Source organism: Paenibacillus sp. FSL R7-0198 (genome assembly GCF_038000415.1).
Classification (GTDB): Bacteria; Bacillota; Bacilli; order Paenibacillales; family Paenibacillaceae; genus Paenibacillus.
Genome location: NZ_JBBOCB010000001.1, coordinates 3,522,481 through 3,540,836, shown reverse-complemented (window position 1 = coordinate 3,540,836; position 18,356 = coordinate 3,522,481). Strand labels below are relative to the sequence as shown.

19 protein-coding genes and 2 pseudogenes are annotated in these 18,356 nt (G+C 45.0%); 17 read left to right on the top strand and 4 right to left on the bottom strand.

Translation table 11 applies throughout. The features are described 5' to 3' along the window. Positions 1 to 44 precede the first annotated feature (44 nt). The 6 genes from MKY87_RS15250 (at position 45) to MKY87_RS15225 (ending at position 6,093) form a co-directional block, all read left to right on the top strand. Complete coding sequence (locus MKY87_RS15250) at positions 45 to 1,364, top strand: ATP-binding protein (RefSeq protein WP_339787667.1); 1,320 nt, start codon at positions 45 to 47, stop codon at positions 1,362 to 1,364. Next, entirely contained in the window at positions 1,336 to 2,229 is an 894-nt protein-coding gene (locus tag MKY87_RS15245) for a response regulator (protein ID WP_339787670.1), read from the top strand. Before MKY87_RS15250 ends, MKY87_RS15245 begins: the two co-directional genes overlap by 29 nt. A gap of 327 nt (positions 2,230 to 2,556) precedes the next feature. Further along, positions 2,557 to 3,354 (top strand): transporter substrate-binding domain-containing protein, encoded by a 798-nt coding sequence (locus tag MKY87_RS15240; RefSeq protein WP_339311481.1) that lies wholly within the window; start codon positions 2,557 to 2,559, stop codon positions 3,352 to 3,354. Between the two features lie 17 nt (positions 3,355 to 3,371). Further along, positions 3,372 to 4,028: an amino acid ABC transporter permease gene (locus MKY87_RS15235; RefSeq protein WP_340965298.1), complete on the top strand. Its 657-nt coding sequence runs from the start codon at positions 3,372 to 3,374 to the stop codon at positions 4,026 to 4,028. Next, positions 4,025 to 4,747 carry an amino acid ABC transporter ATP-binding protein gene (locus MKY87_RS15230; RefSeq protein WP_339311478.1) on the top strand — a complete coding sequence of 241 codons (723 nt, stop codon included), beginning with the start codon at positions 4,025 to 4,027 and terminating at the stop codon, positions 4,745 to 4,747. The genes MKY87_RS15235 and MKY87_RS15230 overlap by 4 nt, the downstream gene beginning before the upstream one ends. A gap of 215 nt (positions 4,748 to 4,962) precedes the next feature. Further along, the gene (locus MKY87_RS15225) at positions 4,963 to 6,093 is read left to right on the top strand and encodes an SGNH/GDSL hydrolase family protein (RefSeq protein WP_340965296.1); all 1,131 of its coding nucleotides are present in this window, start codon (positions 4,963 to 4,965) and stop codon (positions 6,091 to 6,093) included. Positions 6,094 to 6,210: 117 nt separating this feature from the next. Here MKY87_RS15225 and MKY87_RS15220 read toward each other — a convergent pair whose 3' ends face one another. Then, positions 6,211 to 6,777 carry a dihydrofolate reductase family protein gene (locus MKY87_RS15220; protein WP_340965295.1) on the bottom strand — a complete coding sequence of 189 codons (567 nt, stop codon included), beginning with the start codon at positions 6,775 to 6,777 and terminating at the stop codon, positions 6,211 to 6,213. Positions 6,778 to 6,846: 69 nt separating this feature from the next. On the opposite strand from MKY87_RS15220, the pseudogene MKY87_RS15215 reads away from it, so the two are divergent. Next, positions 6,847 to 7,017 (top strand): annotated as a pseudogene (locus MKY87_RS15215) (helix-turn-helix transcriptional regulator); the annotation flags it as partial. Positions 7,018 to 7,542: 525 nt separating this feature from the next. On the opposite strand, the gene MKY87_RS15210 reads toward MKY87_RS15215, so the two are convergent. Further along, the gene (locus MKY87_RS15210) at positions 7,543 to 7,746 is read right to left on the bottom strand and encodes a hypothetical protein (protein ID WP_339190557.1); all 204 of its coding nucleotides are present in this window, start codon (positions 7,744 to 7,746) and stop codon (positions 7,543 to 7,545) included. 117 nt (positions 7,747 to 7,863) lie between these two features. Here MKY87_RS15210 and MKY87_RS15205 point away from each other — a divergent pair, with 117 nt between their 5' ends. Then, positions 7,864 to 8,508 (top strand): hypothetical protein, encoded by a 645-nt coding sequence (locus tag MKY87_RS15205; protein WP_340965294.1) that lies wholly within the window; start codon positions 7,864 to 7,866, stop codon positions 8,506 to 8,508. 311 nt (positions 8,509 to 8,819) lie between these two features. Here MKY87_RS15205 and MKY87_RS15200 read toward each other — a convergent pair. Continuing rightward, positions 8,820 to 8,930: pseudogene (locus tag MKY87_RS15200) on the bottom strand (dihydrofolate reductase family protein); the annotation flags it as partial. A 69-nt stretch (positions 8,931 to 8,999) separates the two neighbouring features. Here MKY87_RS15200 and MKY87_RS15195 point away from each other — a divergent pair. The 4 genes from MKY87_RS15195 to MKY87_RS15180 all read left to right on the top strand — a co-directional run bounded on the left by MKY87_RS15195 (position 9,000) and on the right by MKY87_RS15180 (position 12,160). Next, a complete protein-coding gene (locus MKY87_RS15195) occupies positions 9,000 to 9,908 on the top strand; it encodes a helix-turn-helix transcriptional regulator (RefSeq protein WP_340965293.1) in 909 nt (302 codons plus the stop codon). 60 nt (positions 9,909 to 9,968) lie between these two features. Then, the gene (locus MKY87_RS15190; protein WP_340965292.1) at positions 9,969 to 10,895 is read left to right on the top strand and encodes an oxidoreductase; all 927 of its coding nucleotides are present in this window, start codon (positions 9,969 to 9,971) and stop codon (positions 10,893 to 10,895) included. A gap of 270 nt (positions 10,896 to 11,165) precedes the next feature. Next, the gene (locus tag MKY87_RS15185) at positions 11,166 to 11,435 is read left to right on the top strand and encodes a CD3324 family protein (RefSeq protein ID WP_133386343.1); all 270 of its coding nucleotides are present in this window, start codon (positions 11,166 to 11,168) and stop codon (positions 11,433 to 11,435) included. 179 nt (positions 11,436 to 11,614) lie between these two features. Beyond that, complete coding sequence (locus tag MKY87_RS15180; protein WP_340965290.1) at positions 11,615 to 12,160, top strand: hypothetical protein; 546 nt, start codon at positions 11,615 to 11,617, stop codon at positions 12,158 to 12,160. A gap of 51 nt (positions 12,161 to 12,211) precedes the next feature. Here the strand turns inward: MKY87_RS15180 and MKY87_RS15175 are convergent, their stop codons facing one another. Continuing rightward, on the bottom strand, positions 12,212 to 13,072 hold the full coding sequence (locus MKY87_RS15175; protein ID WP_340965289.1) for a GNAT family N-acetyltransferase: 861 nt from the start codon (positions 13,070 to 13,072) through the stop codon (positions 12,212 to 12,214). Between the two features lie 269 nt (positions 13,073 to 13,341). Between MKY87_RS15175 and MKY87_RS15170 the strand changes: the two genes are divergently transcribed. From MKY87_RS15170 to MKY87_RS15150, 5 genes are all read left to right on the top strand, one after another. Beyond that, the gene (locus MKY87_RS15170; RefSeq protein WP_340965288.1) at positions 13,342 to 13,935 is read left to right on the top strand and encodes a hypothetical protein; all 594 of its coding nucleotides are present in this window, start codon (positions 13,342 to 13,344) and stop codon (positions 13,933 to 13,935) included. 267 nt (positions 13,936 to 14,202) lie between these two features. Next, positions 14,203 to 16,347 carry a sensor histidine kinase gene (locus tag MKY87_RS15165; RefSeq protein WP_340965287.1) on the top strand — a complete coding sequence of 715 codons (2,145 nt, stop codon included), beginning with the start codon at positions 14,203 to 14,205 and terminating at the stop codon, positions 16,345 to 16,347. 4 nt (positions 16,348 to 16,351) lie between these two features. Next, positions 16,352 to 17,035, top strand: coding sequence for a response regulator transcription factor (locus MKY87_RS15160; protein WP_340965286.1), 684 nt, complete (start codon positions 16,352 to 16,354; stop codon positions 17,033 to 17,035). Between the two features lie 418 nt (positions 17,036 to 17,453). After that, positions 17,454 to 17,693: a nucleotide-binding protein gene (locus MKY87_RS15155; RefSeq protein ID WP_340965284.1), complete on the top strand. Its 240-nt coding sequence runs from the start codon at positions 17,454 to 17,456 to the stop codon at positions 17,691 to 17,693. Beyond that, positions 17,677 to 18,270, top strand: a complete 594-nt coding sequence (locus tag MKY87_RS15150; protein WP_340965283.1) for a hypothetical protein — start codon at positions 17,677 to 17,679, stop codon at positions 18,268 to 18,270. Before MKY87_RS15155 ends, MKY87_RS15150 begins: the two co-directional genes overlap by 17 nt. Positions 18,271 to 18,356: the final 86 nt, after the last annotated feature.

Below are 18,356 nucleotides of genomic sequence, written 5' to 3'. Positions count from 1 at the left end.
TCCGCATTGCGCGCTAAACGTTGTTATAGTGGGTGAAAAGATCGATGCGCAATTGGGTCAAAAATGAGAATGTACAGATGACGGCCATTGCCTTTGCCACTGCGGTAGGGGCGCAATTCAAGATAAATCCGTTCCGGGAAGATTACTTCCGAATCGGGCTGGGGGTTAGCATCCTTTTATTTCTGCTGATGATCATGCCACACTTGTCTTATGTGAAGACAGGAATCCTGACAGGCATCGCAAGTTTCCTGTTTCAGTCGGCAGATCTCATCAATCATGTACAGACCGTGTCCATTCTGGAAAGCATGCGGGACAACCTGGGGGCAGGCGTGTATTATGTGGTCTTTGCCTATGGGCTTAGCAAGTTCAAGCATCGATTCCATGAGATGCAGCCTCTTCTGCTCGGCGGGTTAATCACATGTATCGATTTCTCCTCTAATCTTGTTGAGCTTCTTCTTCGCGGAATGTTAAGCGGGACCAATATCTTTTATATGAAGGAATGGTTGTATCTGCTTGTGGTAGGCGGTCTGCGAAGTTACTTTGTGATTGGGCTCTATAACAGCTTTGCGGTGAGGCAGATGCGGCTTTTACATGCAGAGCAGGAGAAGCGGATGGAGCAGATGCTGAGTGTGAACTCGGGTCTGTATGGCGAGGTTTTTTACCTCAAGAAAGCGATGAATACGATCGAAGGCATTACGGCAGACAGCTATGATCTATATCGCGATCTCCGAGAGCACGACATGAATCAATACAGTCAGCGCACGCTGGGCATCGCTCAGCAGATTCATGAAGTGAAGAAGGATTCACAACGCATTCTCGCGGGTCTGCTGAAGCTGTATGATAACGAAAAAGCGGTTAACATGAGCTTATCCGAAGTGCTGAACTTTGCCAGTAAGGCAAACCGAAAATATAGTGAAATGCTGCATAAGCAGGTCGAGATCGACATCGAGCAACAGTATGATTGTGAGTCTCCGTACTACATTCCTCTTCTAACGGTAATGAACAACCTGATTGCCAATGCGGTAGAGGCGATTGAGCATGAAGGGACGGTCCGAATTCGTGTGTATGAGCAGGAAGATGACGTGCATTTCGTCGTGATGGATACTGGAAAAGGCGTACCTGAAGCCAAACGGGATGTTATCTTCGAACCGGGCTATACAACAAAGTTCAATGAAGTCGGCATTGCCGCGACGGGCATTGGCCTGTCCCATGTACGTGATATCGTTCAGTCGTTGGCGGGACAAATTAAGGTAGAGTCGGCGCCTCAAGGAGAGACAGGGACAACATTCGCTATAACTATTCCCAAAATGAATCTAATCAAGGGGGCCGATGTCGATGACACTTTCTATCATGATCGTGGATGATGATGTGGTGAGCCGGAGTATGCTGCATGATATCATTGAATCCTGTGGAATCGGCGAGCTTGCAGGCATGGCAGAGGGCGGTATAGAAGGGGCGCGCATGATTATGGATCTGCGTCCCGATGTGGTGCTGATTGATCTGCTGATGCCGGATCAGGACGGGATTGAGACGGTAGCGAAGCTGAAGCACGGCGGTTATACCGGGAAATTCATCATGATCTCTCAGGTGGAGAACAAGGAGATGGTAGGGGCGGCCTACCAGAACGGCATTGAATTTTTCATTCATAAACCGATTAATCGGGTGGAAGTGGAGCATGTGCTCAGCAAAGTGAATGAACAGTGGAAGTACGAACGTTACGTGCTGGAGATTAAACAGTCGATGGCCCGATTGAATCTGGTGGAAGCGACGGCCCCTGCCCAAGGTCGTACGGTGCGAGAGGCGGCACGAAGCATTCTGATGGATCTCGGGATCATCGGGGAAAGTGGTAGCAAGGATATTGTGGCCCTTATGGAGTATGCGATTGATCAGAAGCGTGCCGGGGAGTGGCCGCCACTGAAGGAGTCGTATGAAGCGGTGGCCCAGACGTACAAGTCTACGCCCAAGGACGTGGAGAAAGAGTGCAAGGCGATGGAACAACGTATTCGCAGAACGGTAATTGCCGCACTGACCAACATGGCCTCGATTGGACTCACCGATTATAGCAACCACAAGTTTGAACATTATGCTCCCCTCTACTTCGACTTCCAGGATGTTCGAATGAAGATGAGAGCGATGGAGGAAGATCAGGCAGGCGACAAAGGCAAGGTTAATATCAAAAAGTTCCTGCATGTGTTCTATATGGAGACGATTGAAAAGATGAATAACTGAATAACTAAATAGTAACTGAGATATTCTTTCTCTTATCCAAAAGCCGAATTCCTGAAGGTAACACCTTTACGGATTCTCGGCTTTTTTTGTTTATTACTTTCTCAATTGTTATATAACCTTACATAAATAATTAAAATCGGATCTTTTATTAGCGATTTGTGCGCGTTTATCTATTGAAAAACATTATATGTTAATTTAATTATCATAAATTGTGATTATTTTATGTAGGATCATGTAAGTTGGCGTAGGGAGCGAACTACAATACGTGTATAAATACAAACGGTCGATTCGGTCGATCCCAATCTAATTCGGAAAAGGGGTTTTTCTATGAAAAAGGTAGCATCCATTGTAATGGCGTCCGTTCTTGCTCTAACACTTAGTGCCTGCGGTGCAGCAAAGTCCGGTGAAGAGAGCAATGCACAATCGGCAAATGGTTCAGCTGTTGAGAAATACACATTTGGTACCGATGCAACGTATCCCCCTTTTGAGTTCCAGAAGGACGGAAAATATGTAGGGATCGATATTGACCTCATGAACGCGATTGCGGAAGAAGAGGGCTTTGAAGTAGAGATCAAACCGATGGACTTCAAAGGCATCATTCCAGCCATTACGGCGAATCAGTTGGACGGAGCCATTGCAGGCATTAGCATTACGGACGAACGTAAAAAAGTCGTGGATTTCTCGGACCCCTATTATCAGGCCGGTCTGTCCCTAATCGTACATGAAGATAACGCGGACATCCAAAGTCCTGAAGATTTAAAAGGAAAGATTATTGCGATTAAAAAAGGAACCTCAGGTGCCAATCTCGCAGATGAATATGCGAAAACCTATGGGGCAACCGTGAAATATTTTGATGACAGCCCATCGATGTATCAGGAAGTCGCGAACAAAAACGCAGATGCTACGCTGGAGGATTTCCCGGTCATCTCCTATAAGATTGCCATCGATCCAAACGCCAAACTCAAAATCGTTGGAGACCGTTTGAATGGTGACTTCTATGGTATTGCTGTTGCCAAAGGTGATGCGGAGTTGCAGAAGAAGATTAATGATGGACTGAAGAAATTGCAGGAAAACGGAAAGTACGACGAGATTGTTGGCAAGTATCTGGGAACAACGGCTAAATAGAAGGGAATGTGGTACGGATGGACTCCTCCTTACAAGTCATAATAGACGCACTGCCTCTTCTGTTAGAGGGTACAGTCGTTACGTTGAAACTAGTCGTGATCTCGCTCATCATTGCGATGGTGATCGGATTGATCTCAGGTCTGATGAGCACTTCTTTGAATCGAGTGTTGCGGCTGGTAGCCACACTTTACGTGGATATCATCCGTGGCACACCCCTTCTGGTGCAGGTATATTTCATCTACTTCGGTCTGCCTGTGTTCCTGGATATGCGCATTCCGGCGATGACCGCAGGCATTATTGCGATTAGTCTGAATGCCGGAGCGTACATCTCGGAGATCTTCCGGGCAGGGATTAATTCCATTAGCAACGGGCAGCATGAGGCGGCGCGATCCCTGGGCTTAAGTCGTTTTCAGACGATGCGACTGGTCGTGTTGCCTCAAGCAACCCGGCGCATGATCCCTACCTTTGTGAACCAGTTCATTATTACGATTAAGGATACCTCGCTGTTGTCGGCGATCGGTATCGCAGAATTAACGCAGAGCGGGGAGATTATTATTTCCTCCAACTTCCGGGCATTCGAAATCTGGGGTGTGGTGGGCATATTCTATCTGATCATTATTGTTCTATTGTCCCGGGCTTCCCGGTTCATTGAGAGGAGGTATGCGATCCGATGATTACCGTACAGAACCTGAAAAAGCAGTTTGGTGCCAATGAGGTATTGAAGGACATCTCCACAACGATTCAGGAGAAAGAAGTTGTATGCGTCATCGGGCCTTCCGGGTCTGGTAAAAGTACGTTTTTGCGCTGTCTCAATCTGCTGGAGGGTGTTACGTCTGGCAAGGTGACGATTGGTGGTATTGAGGTCACTTCACCCAAGACGGATATCGATCAGTTACGAACCAATGTGGGCATGGTGTTTCAACAGTTCAACCTTTTCCCGCATCTGACCGTGCTGGAGAATATCATGCTCGCGCCGAAGCATATCAAGAAACTGCATAAGGCCGAGAATGAGAAAAAATCAATGGAACTGCTCAGCAAGGTCGGGCTATCGCAGAAGCGGGATGCTTATCCTGAGCAGTTGTCAGGTGGACAACAACAGCGTGTGGCCATTGCTCGTGCACTTGCCATGAACCCAAGTGTGATGTTGTTCGATGAACCTACGTCTGCACTGGACCCGGAGATGGTTGGAGAAGTGCTGCAAGTCATGAAAGACCTCGCTCACGAGGGGATTACGATGATTGTTGTTACGCATGAGATGGGCTTTGCCCGTGAGGTGGCGGATCGGGTGATCTTTATGGATGGCGGATATATTGTAGAAGAAGGCACGCCAGAAGAGCTCTTTCAGAATACCCAGCATGAGCGGACCAAGGCGTTTCTGGGTAAGGTTTTATAACGATACTGAACAAAAAAAGAACTGAAAAATCCCCTATGGGCGAACGATCGTTCCAGAACATCTGATATGATGGACTTGAACATGGCTTGCTTGCAGGGGATTTTTGGTGCTGTGCGTAATACATAATAAGATGGATTGATCACGACGAACATATTATCGATACATAGGAAAGCGCTTAATAACTACTTTTGTAAATCGTTGAGGGGGAATAAAGGATGAGTGTACAAGCGAATACCGGGTTAAAGATCTATGAGTTAACGGAACTGCCTTATCTCAAAGTGCATGGCAGAACAATTGGAGAGCTGGCGCCGTTGACGTTATTTTGGACGGGGAGTGCAGTTGAACTCAATGTACGGGGCTCCGAACTATGGGTTGAAGTAGAGTCGCAGTATGACATGTATGAGGCATGGATCAGCATTCTGATCAACGGTGTTCCGGTGAGCAGACAGATGTTAACGGCGGGAAGGTACTGGGTCTGTGTATTCCGGGGTATGAATGCGGACGTGGTGAAGAATGTTCGGATCGTTAAGGATGTTCAAGCGATGAGTGGTGACCCGGGTTGTTCCTTGCAGATTCATGCGGTGAAATCGGATGGAGCGTTCCTGCCTGTGCAGGAAAAACCCTACAAGATCGAGTTCATTGGTGATAGCATTACATCTGGTGAAGGTGCGATTGGAGCGAAAGCGGAGGAAGATTGGATTCCGATGTGGTTCAGCGCCATACATAATTATACGTTTATGACAGCAGAGGCATTGAATGCAGAATACAGGGTCATCTCGCAAAGTGGCTGGGGTGTGCTGACAAGTTGGGATAACAATCCAAAGGGGAACATCCCCGAGTATTACGAACAGGTCTGTGGCTTGCTTACTGGTGAGCGTAACGAAGCGCTCGGTGCAGGAGATCGGCATGATTTTGGTTCGTGGCAGCCGGATGTGGTGGTCGTGAACCTGGGCAGCAATGATGGGGGTGCATTTCAGTCACCTGAGTGGAAAGATCCCGACACTGGCAAGGTGTACAAGCAGCGGATGAACGAGGACGGAACGTATCATGAAGAGGATCTGGCCGCTTTTGAGAAAGCGGTGGAACAGTTCCTGTTCAAACTTCGGAAAAACAATCCGGCGGCACATCTCGTATGGGCTTATGGCATGCTTGGTTTTCCCATGATGCCCGCCATCTACCGCGCGGTTGATGCGTATACGAAGGGGACAGGCGACCACAAGGTCTCAATCATCCAGCTTCCTGATACAACCGAAGAGACGGTAGGGGCGCGCACCCATCCAGGCGAGTTATCTCACCGTAGGACGGCAGAGGTGTTAGCGGAATATGTACGAGGAATGCTAGGATAGCTTGAAACATGGTAATGGAAAGACCACTCTTTCATGAACGGTACCCCAATGGTTAGATGTGTCTCACGGTATGGGGTCCCTTCATCATAAGAATGGTCTTTTTCCTTTTCTACTTATCTAGACATTCGGTGGTGTGTCCGCTGTGCCGCTGTTCTGTACCTCATAACGAATCGAGATGATCTGTCCGAGCGTTTGAGTTCGGACCATTTTGAATTGACTTGGCACAGTACCTATCGGGAATAAGGGGATGCCTTCACCAAGAATTTTGGGAATAATGGCGACTTCAATCTCATCCAATAATTTTTTGGCTAACACAGCTTCAACCAGTATTCCGCCACCCACAATCCACACGTCTCCATCAGAAGTTCGCTTTAACTGGGGAATGAGTGTATCTACCTCCTCGGTTGTAAACTGTACATTCGGAGCGGGCGGCTGTTCCGAGCGAGAAAGCACATATGTTGGCCGATCCGCATAGGGGAAATCTTCGGAAAGTGTGAGCACCTCTTCATACGTATAACGTCCCATAACAACGCTACCGATCGTTTGATAAAAGGCAGCATATCCGTTATCTCCTCCGTCACCCTCCACATCAAATAACCAATCTACCGAACCGTCTAGCCTTGCAATATATCCATCCAAACTCATGGCAATGTACAAAATGGTTTTGTTATTCTTCATGTTCATCGCTCCCTTCTACAATGTATGATACACTTTAACTATGACAAAAGTTGACGTAGTTAGGATGTTGAATTCATGAATCATCGGAAACTGGCTATCATGCGCCTGATGGATTCCAGACAGAAGTTCACTGCCCGGGAACTGGCAGAACGGTTCGACGTATCGGTTCGTACGATCCAGCGTGACCTGGATGCATTGCAGGCGCTTGGTTTTCCCTTGTACACAGAAGTTGGCGCGAACGGAGGATTAATCTATTCCGAGTCTGAGAAGTATGGCTAGATGCCAAAGAATCGAGAAAAATTGTTGATGTGGCGCCTGCAACTCATAGGATTTGGAGCGAGGATTGCCGCACCAAAGAAATTTCTTTCACAGTACGAGAGATAATATACTATGGCCCAGAAGTGATGATGATCTTGACACCTAATTTGAAGCAGCAGCTTAGAGAGTTTCCGGGGGACTTATTTGGACCCAGTAGAGTCAGGAATGAAGGATATTCTGTTCCTATATATAAAATATAATAATTTTGATTATTATGTATACATACGCTGTCGCTCAAAGTGATTAATTTTATTACACCTCAGTATTATTGTAGTAAGAGTGATTTGTCAGATAGTTTTCAATGATTTTTTTATATTAAGTTAAAGTTCTGTAATCACATCGTATAGAAAAGGTCCGTAAACTATTGTTCACGGACTCTTTGAAATCTATGTCTTTGTTTGTACTCACACTATATATTTTAATGCTGCAGAATAAATATATAGTAAGATTTTTTTAGTTTGATCTCTTCTTTCTGAATATTAAATTTGTCAATGTACCAAACACAACACATACCAGCAGAGAGGCAATAAATATTTTGACAATTGCCCAAATGAGTGAACTGCCTGTATCTCCCGTTAGATTTACAATTAAACCTAAAAAAGCGATGAAAAAGAAAATAATATAATCCTTCTTCCTTAGCTCCTTTGAAATTAACATAATATTCATCTCCTTCCTAAATATTAATAAAAATGGGTTACATTAACTGGTTTAATATGGTACTATTACATTGTTGCAACCAATTATACCATATTGTATTACGAAGGGAGCAAGAAAATGAAAAAATATTTAATCAGCTTATTTGCCGCAACACTCGTATTATCTTCTTCTACAGCGGCCTTTGCCGCAGATATCAAAGGTTCAGTTTCACCTAATGTAGTTCAAGCTCAATTTGCCCTTGAAGCTAATGATCCTGCCAAGATCGATGAAGCTCTAGAATCAGGTTTGGCTGTTGATGGATCCAATCCAGTTGCTACATATACCTTTGATGACGGTAGTTATATTCAGCTAACATCGACTAATAACTCTGTTTCAACTCTAGCTGCCGTTGCTGCCTCCAATGATATTTGGAATGCATCTGTTTCTTTAAGTGCACATAGCGCCGTAACAGGAGATAATTTACTTCTATGGACTTATACATTAAAGCAATCCTATATTACCAATGGAAAAAAAATCACTTGGCATGATTCTGTCCCAACTACAAGCTTCTACAGCCCAGTATGGAGTCTTTGGAATCTGGATGGCGAAACACCAGGAGTAGGACCTGCCCCTGGCGATTCCAATGGTATTCGTGCAAAATCATCTATTAAGACGAGCTTTGGAATTTGGGAAATAAAACCTCAAACTACTAGTGGAGAGATAATTATCAACATTAAAGGTGATGGGAGTTATTCATCAACAGCAAATAAGTGGAATGGCTAACTGATTACCACTTCACATACCAAAGACTCGCCTAATATTAGGCGAGTCTTTGGTATGTGAAAAGTGGCCAGTCAGATCTTTTTGTAACGGCTTTTGCATTCTTATGTGCAGATAAAATTAGTTTTAAATTAATTTAATTATCAAATCTGTAATTTGCTAATAATCGTAATTAGTGATTAATAATGTGGCTGATATACCGTAAATATAACTTGAATGTGAAATCAACTTCGAATATTGCATTGTTGTAAGTTCTATCAAATGACAAAAGATCTAAAGATAGCATTTCAGTATATCAACGATCTGCTCCGATTACCATCACCCTCCACATCAAATAACCAATCGACCGAACCGTCCAGCCTTGCAATATATCCATCCAAACTCATAGCAATGTACAAAATTGTTTTGTTATCAGACATGTTCATCGCTCCCTTCTACAATGTATGATACACTTTAACTATGACAAAATTTGACGTAGTTAGGATGTTGAATTCATGAATCATCGGAAACTGGCCATCATGCGCCTGATGGATTCCAGACAGAAGTTCACTGCCCGGGAACTGGCAGAACGGTTCGACGTCTCGGTTCGTACCATTCAGCGAGATCTGGATGCATTGCAGGCACTAGGTTTTCCTTTGTATACAGAAGTCGGTGTGAACGGCGGATACCGGGTGTTGCCCAATCGGATTTTGCCACCTCTTCAACTGACACAGCAGGAGGCATTAGGGCTGTTTATGATGCTGGAATATCTACAGCAAGTACCGGATTTTCCATATGGATCAATGCGTGAACATCTGGCTGAGCAGTATTTCTCTACTTTGCCCGAAGATGTACAGGATCTGATTATGCGAATGAGAGAGCATATCACCTTTGTCCAGCACCCCGGTGGGCATGCCGAGCCTTTAACAACAGCGATATTGGGTGCAGCGGTAGAAAAGAGAGAAATCGAATTTATGTATCATGCCCGCAGTGGTCCTAAAAAAGTCCAAGTCTTTCCCTATGGCATCTACTATGAGCAGGGACATTGGTACATGCCAGCTCGAAATAAGGACCGGGTATTGTTGTATCGGGTGGATCGCATGCAGCAGTTGGCTGTTATGGAATCCGTAGATGAATCTATTCCGAGTCTGAAGACATGGCTAGATACCAAAGAAGACAGAGCAAGCGTAGAAGTGGTACTGCAATTCACGGAATTTGGAGCAAGGATTGCCGCTTCAGATGTGCTGTTCAAGTCGGTTGAAGGCAATGAGTGGCGCGGACTGGTTCCGCCCGAGGAGTTCTCTTTTACAGCGCGAAAATTACTTTCCTATGGGCCGGAAGTGAAGGTGGTGTCTCCGCTCGAACTGCAACAGCAGGTTAGAGGGATGCTGGAACGGAGTTTAAGCCAGTATGGTGGGGGATAAAAGATTTCAAACGCTGGATATTAGGGTATCAAGGAAGAGATAAGAAAGGTGTGTAGACAAATGAGCGAAGTTTGGACTAAAGACATCATCCCGACTGTATCCGATAAAGTAGTGATTGTGACAGGTTCGAACGGTGGTTTAGGGTATGAAACGGCATTAGCGTTAGCTGAAAAAGGCGCAAAAGTTATCCTTGCAGTTCGTAATCTGGAAAAAGGTGAAAAGGCAGCTAATAAAATAAAGTCGTCTGTGCATGTAGCTGGAGAGGTAATCGTTATGCAGCTCGACCTTAGCGATTTAGCTAGTATCCGTAAGTTCGCAGCCGCTTTTCTTGAGCAATACGATTCTTTGTCCATTCTGGTTAATAATGCAGGAATTATGAACCCTCCATTCCAGTTGACGAAAGATGGCTTTGAATTACAGTTTGGTAGTAATCATCTAGGCCATTTTGCGCTTACGGGTCTACTATTGCCTCGATTGATCTCTACTCCGAAATCGAGAGTTGTCACTGTAAGTAGTATGGCAGCTCATAATGGTGCAATTGATTTTAATAATTTAGATGGCTCCAAAGGATATAATCCCATGAAGTTCTACAGCCAAAGCAAGCTAGCCAATCTGATGTTTGCGAGAGAGCTGCAGAATAAATTTAATTCCGCCCATATTGATTCCATGAGTATCGCCGCTCATCCAGGGATTTCGCATACCAATCTATTTTCCTTTGGTTCGGGGAAACAGACCAATATATTCATGCGCAGTCTTTTGAAAATCATTAGTCAACCGGCACATATGGGGGCATTACCTACCTTATATGCTGCAGCAGATCCGACGATCACGGGAGGGGAGTATATCGCTCCCAGTGGTATGGGCGGCACTAAGGGCTATCCCAAGAGCGCTAAGATCATCGAAAAATTATATGATGCTAAAATCTCAAACAAGCTATGGAGCGTATCAGAAGAATTAACAGGGGTATATTACAGATTCGACGTGTAGATTTTGCCATTAGGGAAAGTAAACCTTATTATGGAATGGACAGTTAAAAGTTCTTCAGCACGAATAAGATTAACTGAATGGGGGGCTACCATGATTCGATTCATAAAAGGTTTCACGACCCGCTCTATGCAGAGTCCATGTGATGAACAACGGCGGTTGTTTGCATAGAGCCTGAAATTCATTTCCGCCATCCATTGTAGTGCATATTCAATGTGTTCATCGTAAGACTCTGCTGCCTTAAAGATTTTAACTTTTAAGGAGTGGAGCAACGTGAAATATATTAATGCGGATACAATCTTTCCGGAAGAATTACTCAAAGAAATACAGCGTCATATCCCCGGAGGCCTGGTCTATATTCCGAGGCCCAAGGATGCCCATAAGAAGTGGGGAGAGAATTCGGGTGGCAGAAGGGTTGTCCAGGAGCGGAACGACGAGATCCGCAGGTTTTTTGCTGCGGGAACAACCATCGATCAGCTTGCGGACCAATACTGTTTATCCATCGATAGCATCAAGAAAATCGTGTATTGCAAAAAGGGATGAAACGATAGAAGCCATGTTCGAGCAATCGAATTTGGCTTTTTTACTGTAAAGAATGGTTATTAAGGATTCTTTACATATTCGAGTAGTGTAACTGCGCGTACAATTCATTTAACGGTACAAGGTTATGCGGTGAGAGTTCGTGAAATAACTCCTTAAATCATCTGGTAAGGTTGGTGAATATGAATATAGAAGTGAAATTAACGAATAAAGACGAGGCGTATATGATTAAAAATATGTACCCGCTATACCTTCATGATCTATCCGGACATTATGGTCTGGGTGGAGAGCATACCCCGAACGAACATGGCATTTTCGAACCAAGTCCTGATTATAAAACGTTACAGGATCAGTATGATGTACAGAACATCTGGTGGGAAAAACCGGAGTGTCTTTATCCGTTCCTCATGATTGTGGATGGCATACCGGCAGGATTTGCGTTCGTAGCCATGCCACCTTATTGCTCACAAGGAATAGATTTCTTCGTACATGAATTCTTTCTGATGCAGCCATTTCGAGGTGTAGGCGTTGCTGAACACGCGGCATCAACGATCTTTGGCATGTTTAGAGGAAACTGGGAGTTGTTCACCAATCCATCGGAGAAAAATAAGATTGGCCAATCTTTCTGGCGGAAAACAGTGGCTAATTATACCGAAGGTAACTATCGGGAAATGTACGGGCATACGTTCGATGGTTATAAATTGATTTTTCAATTCTCCAATATATAAAAAGAGAGACCGTCTCCCAATGAGGAAAACGATCTCTCTCTCCTTTGCCTTTTATAAACTACCGTTGAAATAGTGATACTCAGAATTTACTTCAAAACCAACACTGCGGTACAGATTCAAAGCGCGTTTGTTCTCAGTAACCACAGACAGGCGGATATCTGTGTAACTTTGTTTCCTTAGGAGATCAACCAGGATGCTAAGCGCAGTGCGCCCCAGTTTCTGTCCTTGATAAGCAGGCAAGATACAGAAGTTATGAATAAATGCGGTTGTTGCATTAATGGAGTTGACCCGTACCAGCCCAACAGGCAGTTGATTCTGCCATGCAATATAGGTGACTCGGCTGGGTTCATTTGTTTGCATAAAATACTCGCGTGTCCAGTCCTCCGAATCTCCAAAGGCTTGGGAGGAGCAAGTGACCATAAACTCCATATCCTCGGTTTCTGCCACGGCCAACGTTAGTTCAGGTGGCTCCACAACCGAAAGGACCTCATTCACAAGTTGCATCGAGTACTCGGCGCGATCATAAATGGCTCCAAGGGATTGGGCAGTAAGAAGACCCGGAGATAAGCCCTGAGGAACGCGATAACTGAGTTGGTTGATTCCCTGTGGTTTCATGTCCAGGATGGCCTGTTTCAGTAGGCTAAGGAAAACACCTTGGCGACGAAAATCTGGGTGTACGATGGCGTTAATATTTCCGGTTACGACGTCAGAAGCATACCAACTGAGGAGTCCTGCCAATTCACCGTCGCGATAACAGAGGAGTGCATGGTCTCCGTCTTTTTTACTGATATGGTCAAGGTCTGCTTTCAGATGAATGGAATCAAGCTGTTTACATTGTTGTTCGAGTAAAATAATTGCTTCAATCTGTTCCTTGGAGTTATAGACCATGGGAACGACTTGATAAGTTGACATAGCTTTCACACCTTCAATGTTGAAGGAAACACGCAGTTATTGGACCCGCAGGCGCTATCCTTCGAGAGTTGGTCCAGTTGTAATTTTGATCATCATCATTATCTCCTCCAAATCACTTCCCGATGACTATAACACAAATCTGTTATGAAGATGACACCCAATGGATGTAATTCACTGGGTGTCTGTTCAGATGCGCCCAATAACTGGACATTATATCCTATTGAAGGGATAATTGAGAGTAATACTGACGAGAAAGGGAGGGATTAACCATGCGCAAGTTGGCATCTGTGATGGGTACATTATTTCTTTCCGCCGCAATGTTAATGGGATGTACACCATCTGAACCAGCGGAAAGCACGGAACCCGTCACTCCACCAGCAACGGAACAGCTAAGTGATACGGGGGACCAGAAGGCAACGGCGGAGGAGCAGCAACAAGCGCTCGAAATGTCGCTGGATTATAAGACAATAGAACTCACCGTGGATGGTAAGAACTATGAGGATACATTAGAGATGGAAGGGTTATTGGCCAAAGGAGAGACCATGAAGCCGTTCCTGACCTCCAGGAATTATGAGGCTTACATGGCTAATCGATATATTGTGTTACCTCTTCAGGTTGCACACATCGAACAAGCGAAGCTGCATCCTGAAAATATACAAACCAAGATCAAAGATAACAAGAGTGACTGGATTCTTGTGGAATACACGCTCGATCTGAAGTTTACAGACGAGAACGGCAAGGAGTTCAAGTCTATTCCGCTATCGGGCGATATCACCTTTTTGCAAGATCAGGGAGAATGGCGCATTCAGGATGATACGTATAACAGGGATGCATTCGCAGAGATCATTAATAGTTCTTTATAGTTCATGAAGTGTTTGTGATTCCGGCACATGGGGGTTGTGCTCGAATTATCCATTACGAATAAGCTCTTTCAAAAAAGTACGCACTTCAAAGTGCGTACTTTTTTGTTGGTGTGTCCAGCTAAGCGTGCGTCGTTAAAAGGGCTTCATCGTGATGTATGTTCTTGTCTCTTCCTAGAAATTTGCAGGGTACATTCTCCTGTAATGATGATATCATTTGGATAAATAAACTTACATATTGCGCTTTTAGAGATTGGGGTTGGATTCATCATGAGGGGAATTCTCCGAGTCGGTTCTCGTAAGGTGTGGTTTTATATCGTTGCAGCCGTTGTTGTTGGTTTGGTTGCAGGCTATGTCGTCCTCTCTGAGCAGGACTCTCCTAAGTTCCAAAGTGAAAAAGGTATTCTGGATTTAACGCAGGCTCAACTTAGTACGAATCCGCAAAAATTAACAGGAAAGTGGGCGTTCTATTGGCAAGAACTGCTATCGCCTGAGGATATGCGGGTTCGTTCGGCAAGGGAAGGAAATCAGGACCACTGGATTAATATTCCAAGATCCTGGCTGGGCTACCCGTTAGAAGGTCAGCGGCTGAGCGGTACAGGCTATGCAACCTTTGGACTGGTCGTTCATCTAAGCGAGCAGGATCGAGATGAGATGCTTGCTCTGCGGCTGCCTAGCATTTTTAATGCGTACAAATTATGGGTCAATGGCGAGCTTCTGGCAGAAGTTGGTGAGGTTGGTCAGGACAAGCACAGCATGACCCCGCAACTGGAAACAAAGCTGGTGTATTTTCAGCCTGAAAGCGACACGTTAGAGCTGGTCATGCAAGTCTCCAACTTCCAACATCATCGGGGCGGCATTACCAAGAATATCGAGCTGGGTGGCAGTGACGTACTAACGACCAAGACCAATCTGAATCTTGCCAGGGATATGTTCATCACGGCAAGTTTGCTAGTGATCGGTTTGTATAATCTGCTGTTGTTCATGCTGCGACGTAAGGATAAAGCTCCGTTATATTTTGGCCTGTTTACTGTACTGCTTGGTATTCGATCCTTGTTCAACGGCGAGCTTATCTTTACACAATGGTTGCCTCATTTTCCTTGGGAATTGCAGTTCAAAATCGAATATCTGATTCTTTGCCTCAGCGGTTATATCATCACCATGTATTTTGATTGTATTTTTCCGAATTATGTGTCGCGATGGTTTCGTCTTGGCGCCCGGATCGTAACTGGTGCATTCTGTATCCTTGTAGTGGTAACCCCTGCAATTATATATACAAAATTTTTGCTGGTAATCGGTGTGATGGTAGTTCTACATATGATTTATCTGATGATCGGGCTGGTTCAGGCGGCTGTGCGACGTATGGAGGGAGCGCTGATCTTCCTGTTGGTGTCGGTGGTTACTTTGGTCACGGTTGTCAACGATTTTTTGTATTTTAACGGATGGTCGCTAGTTGGAAATACATCTCCGCTTGGCTTATTGATATTTACGATCGCGCAGCTGATTCTGCTGTCTTCGCGATCTACGAGGACGGCATCGAACGAAGAGAGAATTACACGTGAATTACAGTACGTTAATGACAAGCTGATTGAAATGAATATGAATCTGGAACAGACCGTTCAGGAGCGAACACAGGCCTTATCTACAGTGCATGATGATCTCCAAATCTCGTATGACCGACTGCTTCACTCCGAGCAAGGGAGGAAGAAGCTACTTGCTTATATTACGCATGATCTGCGTATGCCGTTGTCCAGTATGCTTGGATATGTAGAAGCTATACAGGACAGGGTCAAGCCGGAACGCAATGAACATTATCTGAAGTATATCCGGGAGAACACAATAAGGATTAACCGTATGATCGAGGAGTTGTCTTTCTTGTCGCATTTGGAGACCGGACAGGTCTCGTACCGAATGGAGCCGATTCAGATCATTCCCTTCTTGCGTGATTTTTTTGAACAATATGAGCTGGTTGTGCGTGACGCAGGATTAGATTTCATACTGGATATCGGAGATGCAGAGGATCAACAATTTAACTTGCCTATTGTTGAAATGGATGCCAAAAGAGTAGAGCAAGCCTTGTTTAATCTAGTGTCGAACGCTATGAAGTTCACCTCCAGGGGAGGGCTGTTACGTATTGCGCTAGCTGTAGACGAATTGAATTATGCTCCCCATGCAGTCATTAGCATACAGGATTCTGGAATGGGTATTCCTCCGGAGCAGCTTGAGCAAATCTTCGAACGTAATTACAGATATGATCGGCCGGGAATGGGCATAGAGGGCAGTGGACTGGGGCTGGCAATTTGCAGGGAAATCGTACAAGCGCACGGAGGCATGGTTCGAGCGGAGAGCGACGGCAAGATGGGAGCGACATTCTATGTAACGTTTCCTTGTACGGTGATTGAAGGAAAGGGGTGATGAGATGGACACGCACAAAATCATGATCGTTGATGATGATCCTCATATATGCGAGATTGTGCAGGTGTATTGTGATAGGGAGGGATTTGTCTCCACCTGCAGTCATAGCGGGTCAGAAGCGATGGAGCTGCTTGCATCGTTTGAGCCGGATTTAATTATACTGGATATATTGCTGGCTAATGAAAACGGTATTGACTGGTGCAGAAATGCGCGTAATCTCACCAGTGCGCCGATTGTGTTTCTGAGTAGCCAGGAGGAAGACGAAATAAAAATTAGCGCATTATCCTATGGTGGGGACGATTATGTGACCAAGCCGTTCAGTCCGGGAGTGCTCATGGCCAAGATCAAGGCTCACCTTCGCAGAGTGTCGACGGGTAGAAGGGAACAACTGCTGGAGTTACCGGGTTTGACACTGGATTTCTACACGCAGTCCGTCAACATGGGAAGTATACCTGTCTCTTTATCGAAAAAAGAGTTCAGTCTGCTGTCCTATATGGCACAAAACGTGAATCGTGTCGTCAGTGTCGATACGTTGTTTCAAATCATCTGGGGAATGGAAAGTCTGGAGGATACGAGAACGGTTGCTGTACATATCAGTAATTTACGAAAAAAAATTGAGGCTGACCCTGCCGACCCCGAGCGAATCATTACGGTTCGGGGGAGCGGATATATGCTGGTTTCTAAATAGTACTTCACAAGCATGAATATAGCAGTAAGGGTGGTAATCTATTATAAATGGGAAAATGGCGTTGGAGCAGTACCTGACGCTATTTTCCCATTTTTTGTTCGTTCCACTAGCTTCGTAATCGACTCAGGGTATTGATTTTTTCAACACCCATCTGCGCTTTTCCATCCTCGTCAAAATGATGTGCCATCTCTCCGAAGAATTAAACGATCCAATACGCACGGATTTAAAGTTTTCTTTAGGTTTCTCAAGTAGGATAATCCATCATGATAAAATCACAGTGGTCGATATAACGACATATTTCAACAAATTGTAACTGATTATTAGCTACGAGGACGTTACATTCAAGCCGGATCAAACGATAATACGTGAAGAAATGGTTGCTGTCCCGCATTAGTACTTGAAGAAGGAAGTGGCTCCGATGGCACGAGTTATATGTATCACATCAGGGAAAGGTGGAGTTGGCAAGACAACGGTCACGGCTAATCTCGGGACTGCCCTTGCCTTATCGGGGAGCAGCGTTTGCCTGATCGACGCTGATTTTGGATTGAGAAATCTGGATATTCCGCTTGGTTTGAGCAATAGGGTGATCTATCATATTTCCGATTTCCGATTTCCTGACCGACCGTTGTGCTTTACATCAAGTGATCGTCAAAGATAAGCGAATCAGTACCTTGTCCTTTATCTCCTGTAGTAACGACGCGGTGCATCACGATGATCCGCGAGTTTTTGGCGAGGCCGTGCAGCAAGTAGCCCGGGGTTATGATTATGTGCTGATCGATTCGCCAGCAGGCATTGAAAATGGATTCTGGAATGCAGCTTTAGCAGCAGATGAAGCTATTGTCGTAACTACGCCGCATCGTACGTCGCTTCAAGACGCGGATCGCGTAATCGGATTATTAGAAAATAGGATACCGACTTCTCCACAGCTCATCATTAATATGGCCGACGAACAGGAAGCCCGTTCGGCAACGGTAAAGATGGAGGATATCATCGGTATTCTCAATATTGGTGTGATTGGCGTGATCCATGCCGATGTAGAAACTATACGTTCCGTACATAAGGGTATCCCGATTGCGCTTAATCCCGAGTTCGAAAGCGGGCTGCGCTTCAGGCATATCGCCCACAATGTGGCGAAGAATCAGCAGGAGCCTTTTATCTCATTAAGATCTAAGAAGCATAGAAGTATTTTTTCGATTCCTCAAAGACGGCGCTGGGAGGAGAATAGTTCTGTGTAGTCGATTTTGGAGTGTGAGGTCGTTTAGACGCAAATCATCTGGAATGGATTAAGGACTAGTTAAAGAGTTCCTGAAAAAATAGTGGT